The following is a 24,728-nucleotide window of genomic DNA, read 5'->3' on the forward strand; positions in this document are numbered from 1 at the left end:
CCACGGCGGACCGATGGAAAAACGCGTCACTTTCGGCAGTTGGACGATCGGCATCCTTTTCGCGGTGCCGCAGCTCCTCCTGATCTTCACGTTCTTCTACTGGCCTGCCGGCCAGGCCGTATACTGGTCACTGACGCTGCAGCAGCCCTGGGGCGGCGGCAACATCTGGGTTGGGCTCGACAATTTCCGCTCGATCCTGGCCAACGCCGATTACTGGAACTCGATTACCGCCAGCCTTGTCTTTGCCGGCATCAGCACAGGGCTTGCGATGTTCGTCGCGCTCGTGCTCGCCGCGCTCACCGACCGCCAGCTTGCCGGCTCGCGTCTCTATCGCGTGGTGCTGATCTGGCCCTACGGCATCGCCGCACCGGCCCTGGCGATGGCGTTCCGCTTCATCCTGGCGCCGGAAGCCGGCTTCATGGCCGTGGTCAACCAGGTCTGGCCCGGCTTCTGGGATCCCGGCCTCGACGGCACCGATGCCATGGCTTCGATCATCATCGCCTTCTCGTGGAAATATGTCGGCTACAACTTCATCTTCTTCCTCGCCGCGTTCCAGGCCATCCCGCGCTCACTCATCGAAGCCGCCGCGATGGACGGCTCCGGGGTCATGAGGCGTTTCTGGGACATCCAGTTCCCGCTGATCACGCCGACGATCTTCTTCCTGCTGGTCATCAACATCACGGAAAGCTTCCAGGATTCGTTCGGCATCGTCGACATCATGACGGCGGGCGGCCCGGCAAATGCCACCAATCTGATGGTCTACAAGATCTATTCCGATGGCTTCAAAGGCCTCGATTATTCGGGCGCCGCCGCGCAGAGCATCATCCTGATGCTGCTCATCGTCGTGCTGACCATTTTCCAGTTCCGCTTCATCGAGCGGCGCGTGCACTACAGGTGAGACTGATATGGTCGAGCGCACCCCGTTTCTCAACTTCTTCACCCATCTGATCCTGTTTGTCGGCTTTGTACTTTGCATCGCGCCGTTCGTGGTTGTGGCCGTGGCCGCGTCGCACAACCTCAGGGATGTCAACGACGTGCCGATGTCGCTGCTGCCGGGCAACGATTTCTGGACAAACATCAAGACGGCGTGGACGACAGCCGACCTTGGCCCCAAGCTGCTCAACAGCTTCATCATGGCTGCCGGGGTCGCGGCCGGCAAAGTAATCATCTCGGCGCTGACCGCCTTCTCGATCGTCTATTTCCGCTATCCCGGCCGCACCTTCATCTTCTGGCTGATCTTCGTCACGCTGATGCTGCCGCTGGAAGTGCGCATCGTGCCGACCTACGCGGTCGTCGCCAATGTGCTGTCGCCCTACCAGACCATCCTCGACCTCACCGGGCTGAGCTGGCTGATCGGGAAGGTCTCGGGCGTCGAGGTTTCGCTCAGCCTCGGGCTGCTCAATTCCTATACCGGGCTGATCCTGCCCCTGATCGCCACCGCCACCGGCACCTTCCTCTACCGGCAGTTCTTCCTGACCGTGCCGGACGAGCTGACCGAGGCGGCGCGCATGGACGGCGCCGGCGCACTGCGTTTCTTCATCGACATCCTGCTGCCCTTGTCGCGCAACAACATGGCCGCGCTCGGCACCATCATGTTCCTGTGGGCATGGAACCAGTATCTGTGGCCGCTGCTCATCACCACCGACCAGTCGCACGCGACGGCGGTCACCGAACTCAAGCAGCTCATCCCCAATGTCGGCGGCATTCCGGAATGGAACATCGCCATGGCCGGAACGCTTATCGTCATGCTGCCGCCGCTGATCGTCGTGGTGCTCATGCAGCGCTGGTTCGTGCGCGGCCTGATCGCCACCGAGAAGTAACAAGGAGACAAAAGATGGCCTCCATCGCAATACGCGGCGTCAAGAAGAACTATGCCAAGACGCAGGTCGTGCATGGCGTCGATCTCGACTTCGCCTCTGGCGAATTCGTCGTCATCCTCGGGCCGTCCGGCTGCGGCAAGTCCACGCTGCTCAGGATGATCGCCGGGCTGGAGGAGATTTCCGAGGGCACGGTCGCCATCGACAGCACGGTAGTCAACAAGCTCGAGCCGCGCGAACGCGGCTGCGCCATGGTGTTCCAGAACTACGCGCTTTATCCGCATATGAGCGTGGCCCAGAACATCGGCTATTCGCTCAAGGTCGCCGGTGTTCCCTCGGCCGAGCGCACGCAGCGCATCCAGGCGGTGGCCCGCACGCTGGAGCTCGAGCATCTGCTCGATCGCAAGCCGATGGCGCTTTCCGGCGGCCAGAGGCAGCGCGTCGCCATGGGCCGCGCGATGATCCGCGAGCCAAAGGTCTTCCTGTTCGACGAGCCGCTGTCCAATCTCGACGCCAAGCTGCGCGTGCAGATGCGCTCGGAAATCCGCAAGCTGCATCGCCGGCTGAACGCCACCTCCGTCTTCGTCACCCACGACCAGGTCGAGGCGATGACGCTGGCCGACCGGCTGGTGGTGATGAATGGCGGACGGGTCGAACAGGTCGGCACGCCAAGTGAAATCTACACCCGCCCGGCCAGCCGCTTCGTCGCCACTTTCGTCGGCGCGCCGGCCATGAACATCCTTGAAGGCACGGTCGAACTCGACGGGCTGTCGCTGCTCGGCGGCAGCCGCCGCCTGGCCATGGCCCGCGCCGGCTTGCCGGTCGGCACGAAGGTCGCGATGGGCATCCGGCCGGAAGCGGTGCGGCTAGTGGCACCGGGAACAGCCGGTGCGCTCGATGCCACTGTCGACCTCGTCGAGGAACTTGGCGCGGGGCGGGTCATCTATGTCGACCTCGACGGCGCGCCGTTCTCGGTGATGACCTCGGAGGCCGTTCACCCCGCGCCCGGCAGCACCGTCGGCTTGAAGATCTCGCCGGACGACATGCACTTCTTCTCGTCGGAGACAGGCACCCGTCTCGATGTCTTCAAGGCTTCCGTGCCCGAACCGGCGCTTTGATTTCCGATACGCGCGCAGCCAAAGAGACGCCCATGAAAATCATCCAGGTCACCGATGTGCATCTTGGCCGGCAAGGTGAGCGCCGCTATGGGGCGGACCTGCATGAGCGGCTGGATCGGTGCATCGCGCACATCAATGCGGATCACGCCGACGCCGCGCTTTGCGTCTTCACCGGCGACCTGACCGAGACCGGTGCGCCGCAGAGCTATGCCGATCTGCGCGTTGCGCTGAGCGCGCTATCGATGCCGTACAAGCTGATGCCGGGCAACCATGACCGGCGGGCCAGTCTCGTCGCTGCGTTTCCCGAAGTTCCGGTCGACGAAAACGGCTTCGTGCAGTCGGTCCACGATACCGGCAACGAAGTGCTGTTGTTTCTCGACTGCCTGGCGGAAGGACGCATCGAGGGCGAACTGTGCGATAGCCGGCTTGCATGGCTCGAAGCCCGGCTGGAACAATCAAGCGGCAGGCCCGCCTACGTCTTCCTGCACCATCCGCCGGTCGCGCTCGGCCTGCCGCAGCTCGACCCGCTGGCGCTCGAACAGCCCGAGCGGTTGCTCGGCCTGCTGCGGGGCCATGGCAACGTTCGCCACATCTTCTTCGGCCACGTTCATCGCGATATCGCAGGAACCGTAGCCGGTATTCCATTCTCGGCGCAGCGCGGCCTGCATGCCCGGTTCGAGCTTGCCCTCGAGCGGTCGAGCGAGATCGTCGAACAGGCGCCGCCGTCCTACGGCGTCATCCTCATCGACAGCGCCAACGAGTGCGTGGTGGTGCACGGTTGCGATTTTCTCGAGCAATGGCCGATCTATTCAGCGGAAACCGGCGAACGCATCACGGCGTGAACTGGCCACTTCGCGTGGGTTCAGCGCCTAAAATCGTCGAGCTTAAGCGAAGACGTGCGCCTTGCCCGATACGGTCAGCCGCACGATCTCGCCGACCGCTGGTGCGTCCATGCCGGATTTGCGCAGGATCAGCGGCGTGCCGCCGATCGCGGCAGCGTCCGGCGGATCGGGACTGTTCAGGAGCCGCACCGCAATCGTGCATGTCGAGCCGGCGAATTCGGATTCCGTCACCTCGCCGAACAACATATCGGGCGTGCCCGACATGCCCTCGCGCGAGGTGCGTTTGAGCCCGATCTGCTCCGGCCGCAGCATGATGCGGGCGACATCGCGGCTGTCCGGCGCGTCGACGGCGATGCGGCCGAGCGGCGAACTGGCGAAGCCGCCCGAAATGCTCGCCGGCAGGATGATGGCATCGCCGAGGAACTCGGCGATCATCCTGTCCTTCGGCTTGAGATAAAGCTCGCGCGGCGTGCCGACCTGGGAAAATTTCCCGTCGCGCATCACCGCCACCTGGCTGGCGAAGGACAGCGCCTCGGCCTGATCGTGAGTCACCAGTATGGTGGTGATGCCGGCCGCCTCCAGAAGCTCGGCCACCGCCTTGCGCATCGAGGCGCGCAGGCCGGTGTCAAGCGCCGAGAACGGCTCGTCGAGCAGCATCAGCCGCGGCTTCATCGCCATGGCGCGGGCCAGCGCCACGCGCTGCTGCTGGCCGCCGGAGAGCTCGTGCGGACGGCGTTTGAGGATCGCCTTGTCCAGTCCAACGATATAGGCAAGTTCGACGATGCGCTCGGCGCGCTTGTCGTCCTCCCGCGCCATGCCGAAGCCGATGTTGTCCGAGATGGTCAGATGCGGGAACAGGGCGCCGTCCTGCGCCACCACGCCGATACCGCGGCGATGCGCCGGCACAGCGGCGCCACCATTGGCCAGCACCTGCCCGTCGAGCACGATGCGGCCCTGATCGGGCGCCTCGAAACCGGCGATCAGCCGCAGCAAAGTCGTCTTACCGCAGCCGGAAGGTCCCACGATGGCGGTGCGGCTGCCGCTGGCGACGTTCAGGTCGACGCCGGCCAGTGCGGCGACCGGGCCGTAGCGCTTGTGCAGATTGGCGAGTTCGAGAAAGCTCATCGCCCGGCCATCCGTTTCGACTGGACATAGAGCAGCCAGGTCAGGGGCAGCGACATCGCCACCATGATGAAGGCGTAAGGGGCCGCCGAGGCGTAATCGATCTCGCCGCTGTAGGACCAGAACGCCATGGCCAGCGTGCGGGTGCCGTTCGGCGCCAGCATCTGGGTGGCGGTCAATTCGTTCATGATGCCGAGCGCCACCAGCGCCATGCCGGCCGCGGCACCGGGCGCCGACAGGCGGATTGTCGTCGACCATAGCGCGTTGAGCGGCCGCCGGCCGAGGCTGGCCGCGGCGCGCTCGAGCTCGACCGGGGCCTGCGCGATCGACGCGCGCAGGCTGACCAGGGCACGCGGCAGGAACATCAGGGAGTACGCGACCAGGATGGTGAACAGGGTTTGGTAGAGCGGCAGCGCGATGCGCACGGTGATGGTGACCAGCGCCAGCGCAATGACGACACCCGGCAGCGAGCCGACAATGTAATTGCATCCCTCCAGAAGGCGCTGCAGCGGTCCCGGCGCCCGGATCGAGATCCAGGCCATCGGCATCGCAGCGACAGTGGCAAGCAGCGCCCCGGCGAGCGACAGGAACAGCGTCTGGCCGAGTGCCAGGCCGATTTCGTCGAAGCGCCAGACATCGGCGCCGCCCGCGATGAGCCAGCGGCCGATGGTGATGAACGGCACGCCAAGCGCCAGCAGCGTGGTGACGACGAGTAGCAGTAAACTGGGCAAGGTGGCGCGGCCGAGGCTCATCCGCTGCTGATACCGCGCGGCACCCGAGCCGACACGGGCATAACGCTCCTCGCCGCGCACCAGCACTTCGAGGCCGAGCAGCATGAAACAGCAGGTCACCAGCACGCCGGCCAGCATGTTGGCGGCCGGACCGTTGAAGGTCGACTGGAACTGGTCGACGATCGCGGTGGTGAAGGTGTCGAAGCGGATGAAGACGTAGAGGCCATATTCGGCCAGCAGATGCAGTCCGACCAGCAGCGAGCCGCCGCATATTGCGAGCCTGAGCTGCGGCAACACGACACGCCAGAACACGCGCCAGGGTCCGAGGCCGAGTGCCGCCGCGGCATCCTCCAGGGCAGGATCGAGGCGACGCAGCGCCGCCGACACCGGCAGATAGAGGAAGGGGAAATAGGCAATGACGGAGACCAGCACACCGGCCCACAGGCCGTGCAGCCCCGGCACCATGGTGATCCATGCATAGGAGTGTACGAAAGCGGGGATGGCGAGCGGCGCCACGCAGAGCCAGGACCAGAACCGGGCACCGGGCAGGTCGCTGCGTTCGGTCAGCCAGGCCAGCGTCACCGACAAGGTGATGGCGATCGGCACGGCCAGCAGCACCAGCAGGCCGGTGTTGACCAGCAGTTCGCCGACACGTGGCCGGAAGACCAGTGCCGAGACGGTCTCCCAGCCGGTCTGCACCGCGATCCAGATGATGAAGGCGAGCGGCACCAACGCCAGCAGGGAGACTGATATGGCGGCGGCGACAAGCCAGGGCGCCGCTCGCCGCTGCGTCCTTCGGCGCATCTTGGGCGGCAGGCCCGAGCGTGCGAGATCGACCGCGGACTGCATCAGCTCACACGCCGCGCCAATGCCGCCCGGCGGCGGCAATCAGGGGACCACGGTCGCGGTCAGATAAGCAGCGTGTCGTCATGGACGAATGCATCTCGGAACAAAACGCTGCCGCGGAAGGTGAATTCCCGCAGGAGCACGGTTTGACGTCCTTATTAGGAAGAACGATGACTAAAGCAAGCCGGCTGCGGTCATCAGGTCGGTGACCTTCTTGGAGTTCAGCGTCGTGGCGTCGACTTTCGGCGCCTGCAGATCGACCAGCGGCACCAGCTTCGGATTGGACTGCGCGCCCTTGCCGACCGCATATTCGAAGGAGGTTCCGTTCTTCAACACGTCCTGGCCACCCTTGCCGGTCACCCATTTCAGGAAGGCCTGCGCTTCCTTGGGATGCTTGGTCGAGGCCAGCACGCCGCCCCCGGAGACCGATACGAAAGCTCCCGGATCCTGGTTCTTGAAATAGTGCAGCGCGACGTTCCTGGAGTTTTCGCCGGTCTTGGCCTGATCGCCGAAATAGTAATAGTGGTAGATCACGCCGCCTTCGATCTCGCCGGCATTGACCGCCTTCATCACGGTGCTGTTGCCCTTGTAGGCGGTGAAGTTCTCCTTCATCGCCTTCAGCCAGTCGGCTGTGGCGGCCTCGCCCTTGAGCTGCAGCAGCGCGCTGACGATGGCCTGGAAATCTGCGCCCGAGGGAGAGGCGGCCCAGCGGCCCTTCCAGCTCGGGTCGGCGAGATCGAGCATCGACTTGGGCAACTGATCGGCCTTGAGCTTGGTCGTGTTGTAGGCAAAAACGGTGCTGCGCGCGGCGACGCCCACCCATCTGCCGCTGGATGCCTGATAGTCCCGCGGGACCTGAGCCCGCGTGTCGGCGTCGACCGGCGCGAACAGGCCGGCATTTTCGACCAGCACCATGGCCGGCGAATTTTCCGTCAGAAACACGTCGGCGGGCGAGGAGGCGCCTTCGGCTACTATCTGGTTGGAGAAGTCGCTGTCGCCGCCATTGCGCAAGGTGACCTTGATGCCGGTTTCCTTGGTGAACCCTTCGGCCCAATCCTTGGCCAGGCTTTCATGCTGGGCGTTATAGACGATGATGCCGGCATCTTCGGCCGTCGCCGGACCGGCGGCCAGGCTGATTGCAAGCGCCGCTACGCTGGCCAGGGCAAGAAGGGGGGATTTCATAAGCTACTCCTCGGGTTGTCCGCGGTGCGGGTGCGTCCGAGTATCAATTCATGAATGGGTTAGTCAAGATTGAAAGGCAATCGACGTCATCACGGTTTCGCGTGTCGGACGCCGATGGCATCACCCGACATGCAGTGCTGGTGGCTTCTCCTGCGGGATGCAACCATCGACCATCGGATGAATGGTCCAGCGCTGGTCCAGTCCCTGCTGTGTTCGTTTGGTGTCCGGATCGAACGCGTCGTTCAGCATGGCGCACCAGGTTCTTCGCAGATTTTCGCAGCGTGTCCTGAACGCGGCGCTGCCAAGCCCGTCACGCATATCCTGCGCGGTGAGGTCGGTGGTCTCACCCGGCGGTTTGGGCGGGACCGTGCCCGTGTCGGGAAAGTCCGGGGTCCACTGAAGATAGTGTTTTGCGTCGACACCGGCGGCCGCATCGAATTTGACCACCGCCATCAGCGGATGAAACTCGTGCCAGCCCTTGTGATAGCCGTCATAGACATGTTCGCCGAGGACGGCGACGTGATCGCCCATCCTGATGGGGCCGAGCGCCTTGTCGCCGACATTGGCGTCCTCGACGTTGCCGGGGTTCCAGTTGAACAGCCCTTGCAGGACCGGCTTGACCCCACCGAAGTAGGACGCCGCGCCGCCGATGGCGCCGCCAATGGCCGCTCCGAGCAATCCTCCCAGAAACGAGCCGATGGCGCAGCCCAGCGCACCCAGGAAGAACGACCCTATGGCGCAGCCGACAGCCGCTCCGACACTGGCGCCGGCGGCCGCCGCGACCGCCGTGACGATCAGGGCCGCCGTCAACAGGATGACGATGGCCGGCGCCCATTGGCGCATCTTGATCCAGAAGTCGCCCTCGGCCTCGCAGTGCAAGCCCCAGCGGGCATGATCGTCGGCGGGTGCGTAGCCCAGATCCGCCTTCAGGTCATCGCGCGGCAACAGCAATTCATGACCCTGAAAGCCGTCGTTGAGAATGTCGTTCGCCGGATGGGCCGTGATGCTGGCGGCGAATTCCGCGACGACGGTGCCGTCGGCATTGTAGCGATTGGCTGCGGCCAAAGCCGCCTCGTTGGTTTCGGCGTTGAGGATTTCGGTCGTCGGATGCGGCATCAGTATGACGTCGAAATACTGGTCGTTGTCGAAGGCGCCGAGATCGCTGCGGAACGGATTGTAGGAGACGATGCCGACGGCGCATTTCGGGTTGTCCTTGTCGAGGCAGACCAGGCGATGGTCGAGCCATTCTCCGGCGGCCATGTCGATCGTCGCGGTGGCGGACGTCAGGAACGCGATTGCCGCGGCAAGTGCTGCACCGACCGGCCCCAGCAGTAAGCCGAAGGCGGCTGCCAGCCCGGTGATGACGATGATTTGCAGCGCCTGGCCGGCGAGGAAAGCCAACCGGTCGTCCTCGTTGTAGGGCTTCCCACCAGCCGGATAGAGAAAGCAGCTCGTATAGTGCTTGTAAGCCATCGGAACGCCTCAGCCTTTGAGCGTCACGCCGCCGGTCATGGTGCGCGATCCTCTTTCGCCGATCGCGAAGACATGGACGTTGAAGGCCTTTGAGCCGCGGAAGCCTGCGTCCCTCGGTTCGATCTCGACGGTGATCTCGGTTATCTGGCGCGGCTGCAGTGAAAGCGTTCTTGGAACGATCCTGACCGACCAGTCGTCCGGAACGGGAAACCGGCCATAGGCCTGTTCCTCGAGCGCCTTGGCCCAGCGCGCCTTGCTCTCGGCGAGCCGCGGCTGCGGGGTGTCCGTGCGCTCGTCTCGACCTTGGCCGCGCGGGGCACATGGCTGCAGCTTCGGCAGGCCGTAGCAGTCCGCCTCGATCTGGAAACGCCGGACGACCGAGGCCTCGTTGCGGACGCTGAAGACGAACTTCGCCGGGGAGCGCGTCTCGGCAATGTTGACGTTCTTCTGGCCAAGGTTGTTGCTGGGGTTGGCGTCATCGCCCCAGGAAAGCTGTGCCTGAAGGCAATAATGGCCGCCGGTGGCGGGCGTGGTCCAGCTGAACTCGGCGTAGGCAGGGCAATCGATCGTGCCCTTGGCCCCGAGATTGACGGCGGCGTTGGCGATCGGACGGGAAACGGTCTGTGTGCCGAAGGACAGGTAGGACAGCGCCACGCCAACGCCGACGGCGGGCGCATCATAGGATCCGTTCCAGACACGCACGCGAACGCGATAGGTGCGAGAGGCCTGGAGCGCACCGATGACTGGTGCGGCGCCGTCGAAAATGTCGATGTCGGGATTGTCCCAGGTGACCGCGAGACCCTGCGCCATCAGATAGTACTGGGCATAGAGAAGAGGATCGGCGCGCTTGTAGATGTCGGGCGGCAGCTGGATACAGCAATCGTTCTGCGCCGGGCTCGGCAGCCGCTGGCGCTTGGCCAGCCGGCACACCAGCATGCGAATCGTCGCAAACAGCATCTTCAGCCCGACGGCAAGACGCTTCCAGAATTCGGCGGCGAACAACAGCAGTGCCGCGGTTCTGACGTGATTGACCAGAGATCCTGCCATGTCGTGTTTCCCACGCCGAGAGGACGCAACGGTAGTGATTTCCTGGCGGACGTGTCCCCGCCGGTTCTCCCGGCTATTTCTTCGGTGATCCCTGTCTTCTGTAGAAGTAGATGGCGGCGACAAAGACTATGGCCGCAATGACAAGGCCGCTCTCGAAAGTTCCCGAGCCATTGTCGGGAGAAAATCCAAAAATGCGTTCAATGAAATCCATTTCGGCCTCCCTCCGATCCTTGACGCTACAGAAGGGTTTACCTTACGTCAATCAAAGCTTGGCCCGCGCTGTTCCCAACGCTCGGGCCGGGAACCAGGGAACCCGTCGGGGAATTTCGCGGGCCATCGGCAAACTTTCGTGATTTGCCCGCAGTTTGGCTTGGACATTATTTCGCCGGCCACGTAACAAATCGGTGCCGAGGCGCGAAGATCGGGGAGTGAACTCTTGTGAGCGGCAAGGACGAGGCCGAGCTTTCCCGGCTGATGCGGGCCGCGATCGCGGGAGATGAAAAGGCCTATGCCGACTTTCTCCACCGGATTGCCGCGCTGATCCGCGGCTTTGCCAGGCGCAAGATCGTGCAGGGCGGGGTCGACCCCGAGGATGTCGTGCAGGAAACCTTGCTGGCCATTCATGTGAAACGACACACCTGGCGCCAGGACGCGCCGGTGCTGCCCTGGATCTATGCGATTGCCCGTTTCAAGCTGATCGACGCGTTCCGGCGGCGCGGGCGGCGCATTGAAATCGATGTCGACGACATCGCCGAGACTTTTGCCGAGCCGGAAACCGAGACGGTCAGCGAGCGCGACATCAACCGGGCGCTCGACGGGCTGCCGCCGGCACAGCGTTCCGTGGTTTCGGCCGTGTCCGTCGAGGGCCGCTCGATCGGCGAGACGGCGGCGAAGTTCGGCATCAGCGAGACGGCGGTGCGTGTGTCGCTGCACCGGGGACTCACCGCCATAGCCAAGCGATTCGGACAGGGGCGGTTCGGGCGGGAATGACATGAAGACCGATGATCTCATCAAGGCGCTCGACGCCGATACCCGCAGCAAAGTCATGCCATTGCGCTCCGCCTGGTGGCTGGCGGCTGGCGCGGCCGTCGTCGTCGCGGCCGCTGTTTTCATGATGACGATCGGGCCGCGCCCCGACTTCATGGCGGCCGCGCACACGATGCGCTTCCTGTCCAAGTTTGTTTTCACCATCGTGCTCGCCATCAGCGCCTTCGCCCTGATCCGAGCCCTGTCGACGCCGGGTGCGGCGACAGGCCGGGCAATGGCGGCAATGATCGCCGCGCCGCTGCTGGTCGCGGTGGCGGTGGTGCTGGAGCTCTTCGCGGTGCCGCAGGCGCTGTGGGGCACGCGCATGATCGGCTCTAACATGATGATCTGCATGAGCTTCATCCCGCTGATCGGCATCGGCCCGTTGGCCATCTTCCTGTGGATGCTGCGCTATGGCGCGCCGACGCGGCCGGTGCTTGCCGGCGCGGTCGCGGGGTTGCTTGCCGGCGGGCTGGCGGCGACCTTCTATGCCGCGCACTGCTTCGACGATTCTCCGCTTTTCGTTGCCACCTGGTACACGATCGCCATCGCGGCTCTCGCTTTGCTTGGCGCGCTCGGGGGGCGGTTTTTCGTGCGCTGGTAGCAGGATACCCGCGCCCGGTGAATACCGATCCTTAATCATGCCGGCAGTTTGCCGGTTTCCCATGTCGCCGGTGCCTGCAGCGCCAGCTTGCCCATGCCGCCGCCCATGATGCGCTGACCGGGCTTGCCAATCACTCGAGCTTCATCCGCGCCATGGAGGGATTGGTCGATCAGGCGCGCAAGGACTGCACGACGGCTGGAGACCGCCATCAGTTCATGTTCATCGACCTTGACCATTTCAAGCGGGTCAACGACACGGGCGGTCACGCTACGGGAGACGCCCTGCTGAAGCGGGTCGCGGAGGCGTTGCGCGGCGTGCTTGGTTCTGAAGACATCGTTGCGCGCCTGGGTGGCGACGAATTCGTTGTTATCCTGAAGTCCGGTTCGGCCGCTGGCGCGAGGATCGCGGCGCGCTCGATCATCGATGCGATAGCCGGCCTCAGCTTCACCTGGGAGGGGTGGCCGCATGCAATCGGCGCCAGCATCGGGCTGACGGCCATCTGCGCCAATTGCGGCGAAGTCGACGAGATCATCGCAAGGGCCGACGCCGCCTGCTATGCGGCCAAGGCGGCCGGCTGCGGATGCGTTTCGGTGGCGCTGGACGGCAAGATCGACAAGTCAGAATCGCCCAAGCAGCTCGCCGCGGCCTCGTGAGCGGACGCGTCAGCGCGTCGGTACGGGGTGCTCGCCGCGATAGTCGTAGAAGCCGCGTCCGGTCTTGCGGCCGAGCCAGCCAGCCTCGACATATTTGACCAGCAGCGGGCAGGGGCGGTACTTCGAATCCGACAGGCCGTCATGCAGCACCTGCATGATCGACAGGCAGGTGTCGAGGCCGATGAAATCGGCAAGCTGCAGCGGTCCCATCGGATGATTGGCGCCGAGCCGCATGGCGGTGTCGATGGCATCGACCGAGCCGACGCCTTCATAGAGGGTGTAGATCGCCTCGTTGATCATCGGCAGAAGGATGCGGTTGACGATGAAGGCCGGGAAATCCTCCGAGACCGTGATAGTCTTGTCGAGCTGCTTCACATAGGTCTTCGCCGCCTCGAAGGTCTGGTCCTCGGTGGCGATGCCGCGCACCAGTTCGACCAGCTTCATCAGCGGTACAGGGTTCATGAAATGTATGCCGATGAACCGCTCCGGCCGGTCGGTCTGCGCGGCTAGCCGCGTGATCGAGATCGACGAGGTGTTGGTCGCCAGGATCGCTTCGGGGTTGAGCTGCGGGCACAGCTGCGCATAGATCTTGCGCTTGACGGTTTCGTCCTCGGTCGCCGCCTCGATCACCAGATCGGCGCCGGCAAGATCGGCCATCGCCGGTGCCGACGCGATGCGTGCCATGGCCTGGTTACGGAGTTTCTCGTCGAGCTTGCCGGATCCCACCTGACGGGCCATGTTGCCGCTGATGGTGGCGATGCCCTTCTCGATACGGTCGGGCGAAATATCGTAGATCAGCACCTTGTAGCCCGAAAGCGCGGAGACGTGGGCAATGCCGCCGCCCATCTGGCCCGCACCAATGATGCCGATCGTCTCGATCTTGCTCATTACCCAATCCCGTCCGGAGCGTTTTTCGCCAGAATCGCGAACCGCCCCATCTCCTTGTTTTCCAGCAGTTCCCGGCGCAAAAACCCCTGCGCACTGCCGCTGGAATTGCTCTCAGCCTTGTGGGCTGCTTATTGTGCGATGCAAACTAAAAGGGCGGGGTGACTTCGTCTACCCCACCCCTAGCAATTTAATACGGTTGCGCGGAAGCGTCAAAGTGCCTTCTGCAACTCCGGCAGGATGACGAAGAGGTCGCCGACCAGGCCGTAGTCGGCAACCTGGAAGATCGGTGCCTCCTCGTCCTTGTTGATGGCGACGATGACCTTGCTGTCCTTCATGCCGGCAAGGTGCTGGATGGCGCCGGAGATGCCGACCGCGATGTAGAGATCGGGGGCGACGACCTTGCCCGTCTGGCCGACCTGCCAGTCGTTCGGCGCATAGCCGGCGTCCACTGCAGCGCGGGAGGCGCCGACGGCGGCACCGAGCTTGTCGGCGACCGGCAGGATGACCTCCTGGAATTTTTCCGAGGAACCGAGCGCGCGACCGCCCGAGATGATGATCTTGGCCGAGGTCAGCTCCGGACGGTCGGTCTCCGACAGCTTGTTCTCGACGAAGGTGGACAGGCCGGGATTGGCCGCCGCATGAACCGTCTCGACCGAAGCCGAGCCGCCCTCGGGTGCCGCCTGGAAGGAGGCGGTGCGCACGGTGATGACCTTCTTGGCGTCGCTCGACTGCACCGTCTGGATGGCGTTGCCGGCATAGATCGGACGCTTGAAGGTGTCCGGCGAGACCACTTCGATGATCTCGGAGACCTGCGCGACATCGAGGAGTGCCGCCACGCGCGGCGCGACGTTCTTGCCGGCGGATGTCGCCGGCGCGATGATCGTGTCGTAGGCGCCAGCCAGCGAGACGACCAGTGCCGCCGTCGGCTCGGCTAGGCGCTCGGCGAGTTCGTCGGCTTCGGCGAGCAGCACCTTGCCGACGCCCTTCAGTTTCGCCGCTGCGTCGGCAGCAGCCTTGGCGCCTTTGCCGGCCACCAGCACATGGACTTCCGAGCCGATCTGCAGGGCGGCCGAAAGCGCCTTGGCGGTCTGGTCGGAAAGCATGGCGTTATCGTGTTCGGCGATGAGGAGAATTGCCATTTGTTCTGTCCCTGACTTTCGTCTTCAAAGCTCCCTGAAATCCGGTCAGGCAGAGCCGAAAACGGTTGGTTTCGAGAACCGGAGCGGAGCGTACTTCAGTACGTCGCCTCGGCGAGCGCAGAGACCGGCCGTTTGCAGGCCGGCCTCATTGGATTTCCTTACAAAACGCCGGCTTCGTTCTTGAGCTTGTCGACCAGTTCGGCGACGCTCTTGACCTTGACGCCTGCCTTGCGGCCGCCCGGCTCCTCGGTCTTGATGACCTTGAGGCGCGGCTTGACGTCGGCGCCGTAATCGGCCGGGCTCTTCTCGTCCAGCGGCTTCTTCTTGGCTTTCATGATGTTGGGCAGCGAGGCATAGCGCGGCTGGTTGAGGCGAAGGTCGGCGGTGACGATCGCCGGCATCTTCAGCTCCACCGTCTGCAGGCCGCCGTCGACCTCGCGCGTCACCTTGGCATGGTCGCCCTCGAGCACGACCTTGGAAGCGAAGGTGCCCTGCGCCCAGCCAAGCAGGGCGGCCAGCATCTGACCGGTCTGGTTGGAATCGTCGTCGATCGCCTGCTTGCCGAGAATGACAAGGCCTGGCTTCTCCGCCTCGACCACGCCCTTCAGCACCTTGGCGACGCCGAGCGGCTCGGTCTGTTCGTCGGTCTTGACCAGGATGGCGCGGTCGGCGCCCATGGCGAGCGCGGTGCGCAGCGTTTCCTGCGCCTGCTGCGGGCCGATCGAGACGACGATGATCTCTTCGGCCTTGCCGGCTTCCTTGATCCGGATCGCTTCCTCGACCGCGATCTCGTCGAACGGGTTCATCGCCATCTTGACGTTGGCGAGTTCCACCGCCGAACCATCGGCCTTCACGCGAACCTTCACATTCGCGTCCACAACCCGCTTCACGGGCACAAGGATCTTCATTTGCCTGTCACCTCTTCACGCTAATCGGGCGCGCTATAGCAGCCTGCGCCCTTTCTGAGTTGTCGAAAGCCGACATTCCTGACTGAATTCCGGCCAGACGGAATTCTGGCCGGATGGAAATTCTGGTCTTTGCCCGCCTTGGGGCTGCTCCTTAACCGCCTTGGGCTGCGACGGAGACGTTTCCGTAATTGTGGCAACCCTTGTCGTCAATACGCTGGAAGCAAGCTCAAATCGGTTCAGTTTGGGCCAGAAGGGTTTCCGCGACCCCAGCGCGCCGCAGTGGTGGACGTTTCGGGCGTCGCCGGTTCGCCAACTGCCGGCTGCTGTTCGGGGGTCGGAACCACGGCATCCTCGTCAGCGGGGGCAAACAGCGGCACGCCGCGACTGCGCAGGACGAGCACCAGGACCGCGCCGGCAATGATGCCGCCGATGTGGCAGGCCCAGGAGATTTGATCCTCGCCACCGGCCGCGAACATGACGACCTGGAACGCCACCCACAGGACGAGCGGGATGAAGGCTGGAATGCGCAACGGGATGCGGGCAAAGGCAAGCACCCACACCTTCACCCTGGGATAGAGGATCAGGTAGGCGACGACCACGCCGGCAATGGCGCCCGAGGCGCCGATCAGCGGCGCTTGCGAATCCCAGGCGACGAACCCCTGGAAAGCGGCTCCGGCGATGGCGCACAGGAGATAGAAGATCAGGTAGCGGATGTGGCCGAGCGCGTCCTCGACATTGTCACCGAACACCCAAAGGAACAGCATGTTGCCGCCGAGATGGAAAATGTCGGCATGCAGGAAAGAGTAGGTGAGGTAGCTCAGGCTCTCGGGGATGATGACAAAGCGAGGGTCGAGCTCGGCCGTGTCGTGAACAACGGAGGGGATGAAGCCGAGGCCGAGCACGGCGGCATTGGTGAAGTTCTCGCCGCCGAGCGCCGTGGCGCAATAGACCACGGCGTTGGCGACGATCAGCCCGATCGTCACATATTGCAGCCTGATATGGCGCAATCTGTTGGTGTCGTAAAGCGGGATGAACATTTGTCGTCGGCCCCCCGCCTTTCGGTCCGTTCAGCGGTTCTTGCCGGGAACCCATAGCACGTCGGCATTTCCATTGTCATTGACCGCCCGGGCGGCGACAAACAGGAAATCCGAGACGCGGTTGATGTATTTCAGCCCGTCGCGGTTGACGTGTTCGGCCGGGTCCTGAGCCAGGGCCACCATCAGCCGCTCGGCTCGCCTGGCCACGGTGCGGGCGAGATGGAGGGCAGCCGCCGCCGGCGTGCCGCCGTTCAGCACGAAGGATTTCAGCGGCTGGAGGTGCTTGTTGAGGAGGTCGATGTCGTGCTCGACACGGTCGGTCTGCGCGGCAACGATGCGCAACGGCTCGTAGCCAAGCGGCTTGCCGTCATCAGGCACGGCGAGATCGGCGCCGAGGTCGAAAAGGTCGTTCTGGATGCGGGCAAGCATGGCGTCGATCGCCTGATAATTCTGTGCGGTGTGCACGCGAGCCATGCCGATGCAGGCATTGGCTTCGTCGACCGTGCCATAGGCATCCACCCTGAGATCGGATTTCAGCCGCCGCTCACCAGTGCCGAGGCCGGTTGTGCCGTCGTCTCCGGTACGGGTGTAGATCTTGTTGAGCTTGACCACATCGCCTCCCGAAAGGCCTCACTTGCGGGTGAAATACACGGCCAGCAGGATCAGCGCCAGCGCCACCGCCTGCAGCAGAACACGGGTCTGCATCAACTTGTTGGAGGTCATACCGGAGCCGCCGCGCATCATGTTGATGAGGCCCCTGATCAGCACGACCACCACGGCGGCCATGACCAATATGGCAAGGATCTTGAAGACGGTGGTCATTTTTTGCGTTTCCAGTTCTTTTCTTGTTCAGGCGCGCTTGGCGAGCAGGCGGTGGAGCATCGTTGCCGGCAGGATGCGTTTGAGCATGGTACCGATCTTGGCCGACATTGTTACCACATAGTGCGGGCGTGGGCGCCGCGACAGAAGTGCGTGGCAAAGCACCTTGTGGACCACTTCCGGCCCGGGCTTCAGGGCCGATTGACTGCCGCCGGCGCGCATGCGCTCCAGCTGCGCGACATAGTCGGCGCGATGCACGGAATTCTCGTGGTCGATATTCCCGAGGAACCAGGGCAGGCCATTGCTGGCGATCTTCGATTTCACCGGCCCCGGCTCGATCAGCGAGACATGGATGCCGCTGCCGGCCAGTTCCTGGCGCTGGCAGAGCATCAAGGCCTCCAAGGCATGCTTGGACGCCGAATAGGCGCCGCGGAAGCGCACCGGCACGAGACCCAGGATCGATGAGCAATGGACGAGGCGGCCGTGGCCCTGGCGGCGCATCACCGGGACCAGACGGCGGGTCAGGTCGTGCCAGCCGAAGAAATTGGCCTCGAACTGCTCCTTGAGCGCCGCAACGGGCAGATCCTCGACGGCGCCTGCCTGCGCGTAGGCGCCATTGTTGAACAGCGCGTCGAGCTTGCCGCCGGTGCGGTCGAGCACTGCGGTCACCAGGGCGGCGATCGATGCCGGTTCAGTGTAATCGAGATAGAAAGCCTCGATTCCGTCCGCTTCGAGTGCGGCGATGTCTTGCGGCTTGCGCGCCGTCGCGAACACCCGCCAGCCCTCGGCCTTCAATGCACGGGCGCAATAGGCGCCTATGCCGGAAGACGCACCGGTGACGATGATGGTGCGCAACTCTGCCGCTGGAGAATTCGAGGTCTGACGAAGGGTTGCCATTTGCAGCATTCCCTTCCCATATTCGCGGCGTCGAGACAATCGAAGGGAGCGCGCGTTCTTGCTGCGGAATATTGTCGCCCTGCGCCGCGTGCTCTACGACGCGCTCGGCCATTTCAACACCGATGACGGCTGGGCGATGGCCAGCCATCTGGCGATCACCTCGCTGATGGCGCTGTTTCCGTTCCTGATCTTCGCCACGACGCTGGCCAGCTTCCTCGGCGCCCAGGCCTTTGCCGACACAGCCGTGCATCTGGTCTTCGACACATGGCCCGAGCAGATCGCCAAGCCTATCGCGCGCGAAGTGCTGAACGTGCTGACCGTCAGGCGCACCGACCTGTTGACCTATGGCGTGCTGCTTGCCGCCTACTTTGCCTCCAACGGCATCGAGGCGCTGCGCACGTCGCTCAACCGCGCCTATCGGGTCACGGAGACGCGCGGCATCATTTATCGCCGGGTGCAGAGCATCTTCTTCGTGCTGATCGCGACCGCCGGGTTCCTGGCTATCAGCGTGCTGCTGGTGTTCGCGCCCCTGCTGGCGCGGCTGGCGGAAGCCCATTTCGTGTGGATCAAACCCTATACGGGTACGATCACGCTGTGGCGCTACGTCATTGCCTCAACTGTCATCATCGGCGGACTTTTCGCCGTCCACTACTGGCTGCCGGCCGGCAAGCGCCGGTTCGTCTCGCTGATACCGGGCATCGTCTTCACGCTGGCCGCATGGCTTATCGGCTCGACGATGTTCGCCACCTATCTCGACCATTTCTCGTCCTATGTGACGACCTATGCCGGTCTCGCCTCGATCATGATCGCGGTGGTTTTCCTCTACATCGTCTCGGCGATCTTCATCCTGGGCGGCGAGCTCAACGCCGCGATCAGCCGTTATTTGGAGGCGCGTGCCCGAGTCGGTTGACCGGCCGAGCTGAAGAATTGAGGAATTGAAGAAATGGGGAATTGAAGAACTGGAGAATTAATGAGTTGAGAAGAAGTACACAGCGCCAGATAGGCCGATTTTCCTCAATTCCTCAATTCCTCAATTCTTCCCTTGGTCTGTCGAGCCGTTGCCAGGCCGACGCCGAACGTGGTGATCGCCATGCCGGCGATCTGAAGTGCGTTGAGCTGTTCGTCGAACAGGGCCCAGGCGATGATGGCCGTCACCGCCGGCACCAGGTAGAACAACGACGCCACTTTCGACATCTCGCCGTCGCGGATCATCACCATCAGAAGCAAGATGGCGCCGAGCGACAGCACCAGCAGCAGCCAGGCCATGGCGAAGATCAATTCGCCATTGATGACGACGGTTTGCGTTTCGAAGGCGAGTGAAGCCAGGATCATCAGCGAAGCGCCGCCGACGTATTGCCACATGGTGGCCGATACAAGGTCGCCGCCGGAAGCAAAACGCTTCTGCCAGACGGTTCCGGCACTCATGCCGAGCACCGAGACCAGCGACGCGCTCAGCGTTGCCGCCGTCACGCCGCCGCCGAGCGCTCCGAGTTTTGGCCAGAGCACGATGACGATGCCGATCAGCCCGATAGCAAGGCCAAGCCAGTGGCGCGGCAGGATGGCTTCGCCCAGAAATTTGCCGGCAAGCACCGCGGTGATCAGCGGCTGCAGGCCGACGATCAGCGCCGAAAAACCGGCCGGCATGCCCCTATGAATGGCCCAGAAGACCGCGCCGAGATAGATGCCTTGCATCAGCACGCCGGCGCCGGCGGCGTGCAGCGCCTCGGTGCGGGTAGCTGGTTTCGAGCCTAGCACAAGCGTCAGGACGGCCAGCAAGATGGCGGCCAGCACGAAACGCGCGGCGAGGAAGGTGAACGGCTCCGCCCACGGCATGGCGTAACGCGCGCCGATGAAGCCGGTCGCCCAAAGGACGACGAAGGTGGCGGGGATGAACCGCTTGATGCTGGACATTTTCCGGAAACCGCCACGCTGGTGAGAATTGACCGTGACGATGCTCTAATCCTGTTCAACCCGGCGCGCAAAACGAAACGATTGATCCATGCGTCATGGGAATTGAACGTGTCGCGCGTCCGGGGAGCGTTTCTCCAGACATGGTACTGGTCAAAGCCCGACCATCCTTCTGACGTCGTGAGGCGAAGCGCCCGCGTCGCGCAAGGCGGCGAGGCCGGTATCCTTGAGGCTCTTCGACAGTTTTCGCCCGTCCGGCCCGAGGATAAGCCGGTGATGGAAATAAGCCGGCTGCGGCAACACAAGAATCTCCTGGAGCAGCCGCTGCACCCCGGTCGCGGAAAACAGGTCCTGTCCGCGTACGACATGGCTGACGCCTTGCAGCGCGTCGTCCACGACGACGGCGAGGTGATAGCTGGTCGGGATGTCGCGGCGCGCCACGATCACGTCGCCCCAGTCCTGCGGGCAAGCCTCGACGGAACGCGTCGCGGAGAGCGTCTCACCGCTGAATTCGGCCCATGCGAGGTCCTTGCCGGCACGCGCCATGGCGGCGCCGACGTCCAGACGCCAGGCGAACGGCGCATTTTCGGCGATGCGCCGGTTGCGTTCCCTGATCGGCAGCGCCTTGTCCGCCGGCGGATAGAGCGGCACACCATCGGGATCGCGAGGCCAGTCGCGTCCGCGCTTTTCGGTGTCGGCGATGAATGCCCTGATCTCGCCACGGCTCATGAAGGCGGGATAGACCAGTTCCTCGCGGATCAGCCGCTCCAGCACCGTCCCGTACTCGGCGAAATGCTCCGACTGGCGGCGCACCGGCGCTTCCCAGCCCAGGCCCAGCCATTTCAGGTCGGCAAGCATGCCCGCCTCGAACTCCGGCGTGCAGCGCGCCGTGTCGATATCCTCGATCCGCAGCAGCAGGCGGCCGCCCGCATGCATCGCCAGCTTCTGATTGAGCAGCGCCGAATAGGCGTGGCCGAGATGCAGTTCGCCGTTGGGGCTGGGCGCGAAGCGGAATGTCAGGAGCGTCATGTCTCGGGCGGCAATCGGGTTGTGCTGTGGTTTTGGCGGTTGCTACTTTGCTGCACATTCGCGGACAAGGATACCATGGAGCGCATCGCGACACTGGACGACGTTGAGCGGGGGCTCGATGCGCTCTGCGCGCTCGACCCACGGCTGGAAAAGGTGCGCGGCATGGCCGGCGAGGTGCCGCTCAGGCTTTCGGAGCCCGGTTTCAGGAGCCTGGCCTCGATCATCGTCTCGCAACAGGTGTCGCGGGCCAGCGCCGATGCCATCTTCGGCCGGCTGACAAAGCTAGTCGATCCGCTGACGCCGCAGGCGATCCTGGCCGCCGGCGAGGACATGTTTCGCGAGGCCGGCCTGTCGCGGCCCAAGCAGCGCGGCCTCATCGCGGTCGCGCAGGCCATAGCCGACGGGCTCGACCTGCATCACCTTTGTTCGCTCGACGCCAGGGAGGCAATCACCAGGATGACCGCCGTGCCCGGCATCGGTCCCTGGACGGCGGAAGTGTATCTGTTGTTTGCCGCCGGGCATCCCGATATTTTCCCGGCGCGCGATGTCGCCCTGCAGAGCGCTGTCGGCCACGCGCTGGGCATCGACCCGCGTCCAGCGGAGAAAACGCTGATCGCGCTGGCCGAATCATGGAGCCCGTGGCGAGGTGTCGCATCGCGGCTTTTCTGGTCCTATTATCGCGAAACCAGGGGCCGGGACGCCGCACCGCCGACCTGAATCCGCAAAAAAGCATAAAAAACATGCTTTTTTGGCACGTCGCGCGAGCGACAATCCGCTTCACATCCCTGTCATGTCAGGCTTACAGTATCCGCGCCGAACGGTCGGGCTTTTGAAGCAGCGCGTGACCCTTTCCGAAAGTCGAATTCGATTTTCGGGGTCATGTGCGAACCAAGGAGGTCAACAAGGTGACGGTTGCCGTATCTCCGGATGGGCTTCCAGCGCTGGTGCTGAATGCGGATTACCGTCCGCTCAGCTATTACCCCTTGTCGCTCTGGTCCTGGCAGGATGCCATCAAGGCGGTGTTCCTCGACCGGGTGAACATCGTGGCCGAATACGAGCACGCAGTATCCTCGCCGACCTTCTCGATGAAGCTGCCGAGTGTGGTCAGCCTGAAGGCCTATGTGAAGCCGTCCAGGCATCCGGCCTTCACCCGCTTCAACGTCTTCCTGCGCGATCGTTTCCAGTGCCAGTATTGCAGCACGCCCGACGACCTGACCTTCGACCATGTCATCCCTCGCCATCGCGGCGGTGCCACGACATGGGAGAACGTCGTCGCCGCCTGTTCGCCCTGCAATTTGAGGAAGGGCGGCATGATGCCGTCGCAGGCCAAGATGTGGCCGCTGCAGAAGCCGTACCAGCCGACGGTGCACGATCTGCACAACAACGGCCGGCTGTTCCCGCCCAACCATCTGCATGAAAGCTGGATGGATTATCTATACTGGGATGTCGAACTGGAGCCTTGAGTTCGTTCGAGAATTCGGCAGGCTGGCCGCCTGAAGCGATTGTCGGCGCTTCCGGCCTTCGCCGGCCGAAGCACTCATGAGCGGTCGTGTGTGGTAGTTAAGGCTACGGCCGGCGTAGGCCGGTGCTCGGACTTGAATGTCCGCTCCGCTCTGGTTCTCGACGATCACTCCATGCGACTCAGCCTGCCGAATTTCTGGACGAACTCTGCGTCGCGCTGGTTTAATCGCGGGCCAGCGCGCCGCGGAAGGCGACGGCGGCGAGGATCAGGCTGGCGATGGCGTTCCAGCCGGCCAGTGACAGGCCGAGGATGCGCAGCGCCGCCTTGTCGCAGGAGGGCGGCACGAATTTGTCGAGCGCGTCGAGCACGCCCTTGCCGCCGGTGTCGACCGGGCCGGCGCCTGCCGTGCAATCGGCCGGACCCTGCCACCATGCCCATTCGACGCCGGAGTGGTAGACGCCGAGATAGAGGCCGTAGAGCATCAAGAGGCCGCCGATAGCCAGCAGGCCGCGCGTCACCCATGCCGGTGCTCGCAGCATCGATGTGATCGCTGCCAGCACCATCAAGGGCACGCCGATGTAATATGGCGTGCGCTGTTCCAGGCAGAGATGGCAGGGGATGTAGCCGCCAATGTGCTGGAAGCCGAGCGCAGAGCCAACGGTCGCGGCCATCGCGACCGCGAGAAACAAGGCAGCGCGTGTCCGCTGGCGTCTGGTATCGGCATTCATGGTCGCTGTCATCGGTTTCTCGTCCACTGTGTTCGCCGTCCGCCAGGTCTGCTTGCCTCTCTCAAAACCGTCATCCGGTTTTGAGAGAGCCTCAGAGAGCGTACTTGATCAGAATATAGAGCAAAATCAGGGCAACCGCGGCGGCGCCGGCGATCAGGCCCAGGCGCTTTTCGATGAATTCGCGGATTGGCTCGCCATAGCGGCGCAAAAGCCACGCCAGGAGCAGGAAGCGGCCGCCGCGCGCGATGATGGCCAGCACGATGAACAGCGCCAGATTGACGCCCAGGGCGCCGGACAGGATCGTCACCACCTTGATGGGCGGCAGATGCGCGGCACCCGAGGTGACCAGCATCAGGGCAATGAACTCGATGCTTATGCCCGCGGAGGAGCGCAATCGCTCGAACTCGTCATACTTGCCGTAGAATTCCAGGATAGGCCGCGCCACCGCGTCATAGGCGTAGTGGCCGATGAACCAGCCGGCAATGCCGCCCAACACCGAGGCTACCGTGGCGATCAGCGCATAGCGATAGGCGCGATCCGGCCGCGACAATGCCATCGGCAGATAGAGCACGTCGGCCGGCACCAGGAATACCGAGCTTTCGACGAAGGCGATGAAGGCCAGCCACCATTCGGCGGATTTGCGGGCCGCCAGCGACAGGGTCCAGTCGTACAGTCCGCGAAGCATCGGCTCTCCTAGTGCATGTGACTCAAAACCGCGCCGCACCCATGTCTCCAGACACGCCGGGCTTTGATGCGCAGCCTGTCTAGAAAGATTTTCCGCGCTGCACAATGGCAGCAGCGCCAAGAAATCAAAAGGCGAAGATTGGTCGAATCCGGTGCGATACCGAGAATTGGCCAGTTGACGAACAGGCCTGCGACCGTATAGTCCGCGCCCATCCAGGCCGCCCGGCCTGAGCCCCTATGGCGGAATTGGTAGACGCGCTCGACTCAAAATCGAGTTCCGCAAGGAGTGCTGGTTCGATCCCGGCTAGGGGCACCATTTGATCGCTTTGAAGTCAACAAATCCAAGCCCAATACCGAGGGCGTGAGCCATTTTGGTCAGACCACATTTTAGCTCGCTGACCTCAGGGCTTCGCGCTAGGCTCTATCTTTAACGTTCATCGTTGGGAGGAAACGCGGTGAACATGACGCGGCATCGGATCTTACCTCGCCTGACAAGCGAAGAGCTTGTTTCCATAACGCTATTAGGGCGGGAGGCATTTGCGATAGTCTCCACCCGGGAAGTGATCGCGGAGGTTCGACGCCTGGCGCCGGACTGGCCATGCAGCGATGATGCCCTGGTGGAGGCGGTGGTCAATTTCGCAATTGGTCGGACCATGGCCGTTTGTTTTGATCATCGCGACCAATACGCCCTTTGAAGTTTAGCAAGCAGTCACCGGAGGTTGCGCCCGGAAGGCTTTCAAAGCGGAAGGCGCCGGTGTGGCCGGAGTT

The 24,728-nt window shown here is 63.6% G+C and carries 29 protein-coding genes and 1 tRNA gene; 12 read left to right on the forward strand and 18 right to left on the reverse strand.

Translation table 11 applies throughout. The annotated features are described in order from the left end of the window. Window positions 1-13: 13 nt before the first annotated feature. Genes FJ970_RS07855 through FJ970_RS07870 form a run of 4 tightly spaced genes read left to right on the forward strand, consistent with a single transcriptional unit; the run spans window position 14 to window position 3,777 of the window. Window positions 14-898: a carbohydrate ABC transporter permease gene (locus FJ970_RS07855; protein ID WP_140754279.1), complete on the forward strand. Its 885-nt coding sequence runs from the start codon at window positions 14-16 to the stop codon at window positions 896-898. Window positions 899-905: 7 nt separating this feature from the next. Further along, entirely contained in the window at window positions 906-1,820 is a 915-nt protein-coding gene (locus FJ970_RS07860; RefSeq protein ID WP_140754277.1) for an ABC transporter permease subunit, read from the forward strand. Between the two features lie 14 nt (window positions 1,821-1,834). Further along, a complete protein-coding gene (locus FJ970_RS07865; protein WP_140754275.1) occupies window positions 1,835-2,935 on the forward strand; it encodes a sn-glycerol-3-phosphate import ATP-binding protein UgpC in 1,101 nt (366 codons plus the stop codon). Window positions 2,936-2,967: 32 nt separating this feature from the next. Beyond that, on the forward strand, window positions 2,968-3,777 hold the full coding sequence (locus FJ970_RS07870; RefSeq protein WP_140754272.1) for a phosphodiesterase: 810 nt from the start codon (window positions 2,968-2,970) through the stop codon (window positions 3,775-3,777). Between the two features lie 42 nt (window positions 3,778-3,819). Here the strand turns inward: FJ970_RS07870 and FJ970_RS07875 are convergent, their stop codons facing one another. The 6 genes from FJ970_RS07875 to FJ970_RS07900 all read right to left on the reverse strand — a co-directional run bounded on the left by FJ970_RS07875 (window position 3,820) and on the right by FJ970_RS07900 (window position 10,389). Further along, window positions 3,820-4,902 carry an ABC transporter ATP-binding protein gene (locus FJ970_RS07875; protein ID WP_140754270.1) on the reverse strand — a complete coding sequence of 361 codons (1,083 nt, stop codon included), beginning with the start codon at window positions 4,900-4,902 and terminating at the stop codon, window positions 3,820-3,822. Further along, the gene (locus FJ970_RS07880) at window positions 4,899-6,479 is read right to left on the reverse strand and encodes an ABC transporter permease (RefSeq protein ID WP_181178204.1); all 1,581 of its coding nucleotides are present in this window, start codon (window positions 6,477-6,479) and stop codon (window positions 4,899-4,901) included. Before FJ970_RS07880 ends, FJ970_RS07875 begins: the two co-directional genes overlap by 4 nt. Window positions 6,480-6,650: 171 nt before the next feature. Beyond that, window positions 6,651-7,658, reverse strand: coding sequence for an iron ABC transporter substrate-binding protein (locus FJ970_RS07885; protein ID WP_140754266.1), 1,008 nt, complete (start codon window positions 7,656-7,658; stop codon window positions 6,651-6,653). 120 nt (window positions 7,659-7,778) lie between these two features. Next, window positions 7,779-9,131, reverse strand: coding sequence for a hypothetical protein (locus tag FJ970_RS07890; RefSeq protein WP_140754264.1), 1,353 nt, complete (start codon window positions 9,129-9,131; stop codon window positions 7,779-7,781). A 9-nt stretch (window positions 9,132-9,140) separates the two neighbouring features. Further along, complete coding sequence (locus tag FJ970_RS07895) at window positions 9,141-10,178, reverse strand: hypothetical protein (RefSeq protein ID WP_140754262.1); 1,038 nt, start codon at window positions 10,176-10,178, stop codon at window positions 9,141-9,143. 73 nt (window positions 10,179-10,251) lie between these two features. Next, the gene (locus tag FJ970_RS07900) at window positions 10,252-10,389 is read right to left on the reverse strand and encodes a hypothetical protein (protein ID WP_181178202.1); all 138 of its coding nucleotides are present in this window, start codon (window positions 10,387-10,389) and stop codon (window positions 10,252-10,254) included. 227 nt (window positions 10,390-10,616) lie between these two features. Between FJ970_RS07900 and FJ970_RS07905 the strand changes: the two genes are divergently transcribed. Both FJ970_RS07905 and FJ970_RS07910 read left to right on the forward strand, forming a co-directional pair. Further along, a complete protein-coding gene (locus tag FJ970_RS07905) occupies window positions 10,617-11,168 on the forward strand; it encodes a sigma-70 family RNA polymerase sigma factor (RefSeq protein ID WP_140754260.1) in 552 nt (183 codons plus the stop codon). Between the two features lies 1 nt (window position 11,169). Continuing rightward, window positions 11,170-11,808 (forward strand): NrsF family protein, encoded by a 639-nt coding sequence (locus FJ970_RS07910; protein WP_140754258.1) that lies wholly within the window; start codon window positions 11,170-11,172, stop codon window positions 11,806-11,808. Between the two features lie 35 nt (window positions 11,809-11,843). Here the strand turns inward: FJ970_RS07910 and FJ970_RS07915 are convergent, their stop codons facing one another. Continuing rightward, complete coding sequence (locus FJ970_RS07915; RefSeq protein WP_227792049.1) at window positions 11,844-12,044, reverse strand: hypothetical protein; 201 nt, start codon at window positions 12,042-12,044, stop codon at window positions 11,844-11,846. On the opposite strand from FJ970_RS07915, the gene FJ970_RS07920 reads away from it, so the two are divergent. Then, on the forward strand, window positions 11,952-12,461 hold the full coding sequence (locus FJ970_RS07920) for a GGDEF domain-containing protein (RefSeq protein ID WP_227792157.1): 510 nt from the start codon (window positions 11,952-11,954) through the stop codon (window positions 12,459-12,461). The two genes, FJ970_RS07915 and FJ970_RS07920, sit on opposite strands and share 93 nt — an antisense overlap. A 9-nt stretch (window positions 12,462-12,470) precedes the next feature. Here FJ970_RS07920 and FJ970_RS07925 read toward each other — a convergent pair whose 3' ends face one another. The 7 genes from FJ970_RS07925 to FJ970_RS07955 all read right to left on the reverse strand — a co-directional run bounded on the left by FJ970_RS07925 (window position 12,471) and on the right by FJ970_RS07955 (window position 18,149). Beyond that, entirely contained in the window at window positions 12,471-13,349 is an 879-nt protein-coding gene (locus tag FJ970_RS07925; RefSeq protein ID WP_013892834.1) for a 3-hydroxybutyryl-CoA dehydrogenase, read from the reverse strand. A 209-nt stretch (window positions 13,350-13,558) separates the two neighbouring features. After that, a complete protein-coding gene (locus tag FJ970_RS07930; protein WP_140754256.1) occupies window positions 13,559-14,488 on the reverse strand; it encodes an electron transfer flavoprotein subunit alpha/FixB family protein in 930 nt (309 codons plus the stop codon). A 158-nt stretch (window positions 14,489-14,646) separates the two neighbouring features. Beyond that, window positions 14,647-15,396, reverse strand: a complete 750-nt coding sequence (locus FJ970_RS07935; RefSeq protein WP_140754254.1) for an electron transfer flavoprotein subunit beta/FixA family protein — start codon at window positions 15,394-15,396, stop codon at window positions 14,647-14,649. A 236-nt stretch (window positions 15,397-15,632) separates the two neighbouring features. Further along, entirely contained in the window at window positions 15,633-16,433 is an 801-nt protein-coding gene (locus FJ970_RS07940) for a rhomboid family intramembrane serine protease (protein WP_140754252.1), read from the reverse strand. 30 nt (window positions 16,434-16,463) lie between these two features. After that, window positions 16,464-17,045, reverse strand: a complete 582-nt coding sequence (locus tag FJ970_RS07945) for a cob(I)yrinic acid a,c-diamide adenosyltransferase (protein ID WP_140754250.1) — start codon at window positions 17,043-17,045, stop codon at window positions 16,464-16,466. Between the two features lie 18 nt (window positions 17,046-17,063). Continuing rightward, the gene (locus FJ970_RS07950; protein ID WP_140754248.1) at window positions 17,064-17,255 is read right to left on the reverse strand and encodes a twin transmembrane helix small protein; all 192 of its coding nucleotides are present in this window, start codon (window positions 17,253-17,255) and stop codon (window positions 17,064-17,066) included. Window positions 17,256-17,282: 27 nt separating this feature from the next. Further along, complete coding sequence (locus tag FJ970_RS07955; RefSeq protein WP_140754246.1) at window positions 17,283-18,149, reverse strand: SDR family oxidoreductase; 867 nt, start codon at window positions 18,147-18,149, stop codon at window positions 17,283-17,285. Between the two features lie 58 nt (window positions 18,150-18,207). Here FJ970_RS07955 and FJ970_RS07960 point away from each other — a divergent pair, with 58 nt between their 5' ends. Beyond that, window positions 18,208-19,059 (forward strand): YihY/virulence factor BrkB family protein, encoded by an 852-nt coding sequence (locus tag FJ970_RS07960; protein WP_140754244.1) that lies wholly within the window; start codon window positions 18,208-18,210, stop codon window positions 19,057-19,059. Window positions 19,060-19,163: 104 nt separating this feature from the next. Here FJ970_RS07960 and FJ970_RS07965 read toward each other — a convergent pair whose 3' ends face one another. Then, a complete protein-coding gene (locus FJ970_RS07965; RefSeq protein WP_140754242.1) occupies window positions 19,164-20,060 on the reverse strand; it encodes a DMT family transporter in 897 nt (298 codons plus the stop codon). A 150-nt stretch (window positions 20,061-20,210) separates the two neighbouring features. After that, window positions 20,211-21,086: a tRNA glutamyl-Q(34) synthetase GluQRS gene (gluQRS, locus tag FJ970_RS07970; protein WP_140754240.1), complete on the reverse strand. Its 876-nt coding sequence runs from the start codon at window positions 21,084-21,086 to the stop codon at window positions 20,211-20,213. A gap of 75 nt (window positions 21,087-21,161) precedes the next feature. On the opposite strand from gluQRS, the gene FJ970_RS07975 reads away from it, so the two are divergent. After that, complete coding sequence (locus FJ970_RS07975) at window positions 21,162-21,803, forward strand: DNA-3-methyladenine glycosylase family protein (RefSeq protein ID WP_140754238.1); 642 nt, start codon at window positions 21,162-21,164, stop codon at window positions 21,801-21,803. Window positions 21,804-21,991: 188 nt separating this feature from the next. Further along, entirely contained in the window at window positions 21,992-22,549 is a 558-nt protein-coding gene (locus tag FJ970_RS07980; protein ID WP_027143453.1) for an HNH endonuclease, read from the forward strand. Window positions 22,550-22,769: 220 nt separating this feature from the next. Here FJ970_RS07980 and FJ970_RS07985 read toward each other — a convergent pair whose 3' ends face one another. Then, window positions 22,770-23,288, reverse strand: coding sequence for a disulfide bond formation protein B (locus FJ970_RS07985; RefSeq protein WP_140754236.1), 519 nt, complete (start codon window positions 23,286-23,288; stop codon window positions 22,770-22,772). 79 nt (window positions 23,289-23,367) lie between these two features. Next, a complete protein-coding gene (locus tag FJ970_RS07990; RefSeq protein WP_140754234.1) occupies window positions 23,368-23,961 on the reverse strand; it encodes a YqaA family protein in 594 nt (197 codons plus the stop codon). 230 nt (window positions 23,962-24,191) lie between these two features. Here FJ970_RS07990 and FJ970_RS07995 point away from each other — a divergent pair. Both FJ970_RS07995 and FJ970_RS08000 read left to right on the forward strand, forming a co-directional pair. Further along, a tRNA-Leu gene (locus FJ970_RS07995) sits at window positions 24,192-24,276 on the forward strand. A 139-nt stretch (window positions 24,277-24,415) separates the two neighbouring features. Next, complete coding sequence (locus tag FJ970_RS08000; RefSeq protein ID WP_140754232.1) at window positions 24,416-24,655, forward strand: hypothetical protein; 240 nt, start codon at window positions 24,416-24,418, stop codon at window positions 24,653-24,655. The last annotated feature ends 73 nt before the right edge of the window (window positions 24,656-24,728 follow it).

The organism is Mesorhizobium sp. B2-1-8 (genome assembly GCF_006442545.2).
Lineage (GTDB): Bacteria > Pseudomonadota > Alphaproteobacteria > Rhizobiales > Rhizobiaceae > Mesorhizobium.

What these genes read in the sequence shown, in the direction of transcription:
- FJ970_RS07860 (WP_140754277.1), top strand. Translation starts at nt 906, where the DNA reads ATGGTCGAGCGCACCCCGTTTCTCAACTTCTTCACCCATCTGATCCTG.
- FJ970_RS07935 (WP_140754254.1), bottom strand. Translation starts at nt 15,396, where the DNA reads ATGAAGATCCTTGTGCCCGTGAAGCGGGTTGTGGACGCGAATGTGAAG.
- FJ970_RS07950 (WP_140754248.1), bottom strand. Translation starts at nt 17,255, where the DNA reads ATGACCACCGTCTTCAAGATCCTTGCCATATTGGTCATGGCCGCCGTG.
- FJ970_RS07880 (WP_181178204.1), bottom strand. Translation starts at nt 6,479, where the DNA reads ATGCAGTCCGCGGTCGATCTCGCACGCTCGGGCCTGCCGCCCAAGATG.
- FJ970_RS07940 (WP_140754252.1), bottom strand. Translation starts at nt 16,433, where the DNA reads ATGTTCATCCCGCTTTACGACACCAACAGATTGCGCCATATCAGGCTG.
- FJ970_RS07925 (WP_013892834.1), bottom strand. Translation starts at nt 13,349, where the DNA reads ATGAGCAAGATCGAGACGATCGGCATCATTGGTGCGGGCCAGATGGGC.
- FJ970_RS07865 (WP_140754275.1), top strand. Translation starts at nt 1,835, where the DNA reads ATGGCCTCCATCGCAATACGCGGCGTCAAGAAGAACTATGCCAAGACG.
- FJ970_RS07965 (WP_140754242.1), bottom strand. Translation starts at nt 20,060, where the DNA reads ATGTCCAGCATCAAGCGGTTCATCCCCGCCACCTTCGTCGTCCTTTGG.
- FJ970_RS07855 (WP_140754279.1), top strand. Translation starts at nt 14, where the DNA reads ATGGAAAAACGCGTCACTTTCGGCAGTTGGACGATCGGCATCCTTTTC.
- FJ970_RS07990 (WP_140754234.1), bottom strand. Translation starts at nt 23,961, where the DNA reads ATGCTTCGCGGACTGTACGACTGGACCCTGTCGCTGGCGGCCCGCAAA.
- FJ970_RS07895 (WP_140754262.1), bottom strand. Translation starts at nt 10,178, where the DNA reads ATGGCAGGATCTCTGGTCAATCACGTCAGAACCGCGGCACTGCTGTTG.
- FJ970_RS07870 (WP_140754272.1), top strand. Translation starts at nt 2,968, where the DNA reads ATGAAAATCATCCAGGTCACCGATGTGCATCTTGGCCGGCAAGGTGAG.
- FJ970_RS07930 (WP_140754256.1), bottom strand. Translation starts at nt 14,488, where the DNA reads ATGGCAATTCTCCTCATCGCCGAACACGATAACGCCATGCTTTCCGAC.
- FJ970_RS07890 (WP_140754264.1), bottom strand. Translation starts at nt 9,131, where the DNA reads ATGGCTTACAAGCACTATACGAGCTGCTTTCTCTATCCGGCTGGTGGG.
- FJ970_RS07885 (WP_140754266.1), bottom strand. Translation starts at nt 7,658, where the DNA reads ATGAAATCCCCCCTTCTTGCCCTGGCCAGCGTAGCGGCGCTTGCAATC.
- FJ970_RS07900 (WP_181178202.1), bottom strand. Translation starts at nt 10,389, where the DNA reads ATGGATTTCATTGAACGCATTTTTGGATTTTCTCCCGACAATGGCTCG.
- FJ970_RS07985 (WP_140754236.1), bottom strand. Translation starts at nt 23,288, where the DNA reads ATGACAGCGACCATGAATGCCGATACCAGACGCCAGCGGACACGCGCT.
- FJ970_RS07910 (WP_140754258.1), top strand. Translation starts at nt 11,170, where the DNA reads ATGAAGACCGATGATCTCATCAAGGCGCTCGACGCCGATACCCGCAGC.
- FJ970_RS07955 (WP_140754246.1), bottom strand. Translation starts at nt 18,149, where the DNA reads ATGGCAACCCTTCGTCAGACCTCGAATTCTCCAGCGGCAGAGTTGCGC.
- FJ970_RS07875 (WP_140754270.1), bottom strand. Translation starts at nt 4,902, where the DNA reads ATGAGCTTTCTCGAACTCGCCAATCTGCACAAGCGCTACGGCCCGGTC.
- FJ970_RS07975 (WP_140754238.1), top strand. Translation starts at nt 21,162, where the DNA reads ATGGAGCGCATCGCGACACTGGACGACGTTGAGCGGGGGCTCGATGCG.
- gluQRS (WP_140754240.1), bottom strand. Translation starts at nt 21,086, where the DNA reads ATGACGCTCCTGACATTCCGCTTCGCGCCCAGCCCCAACGGCGAACTG.
- FJ970_RS07915 (WP_227792049.1), bottom strand. Translation starts at nt 12,044, where the DNA reads ATGGTCAAGGTCGATGAACATGAACTGATGGCGGTCTCCAGCCGTCGT.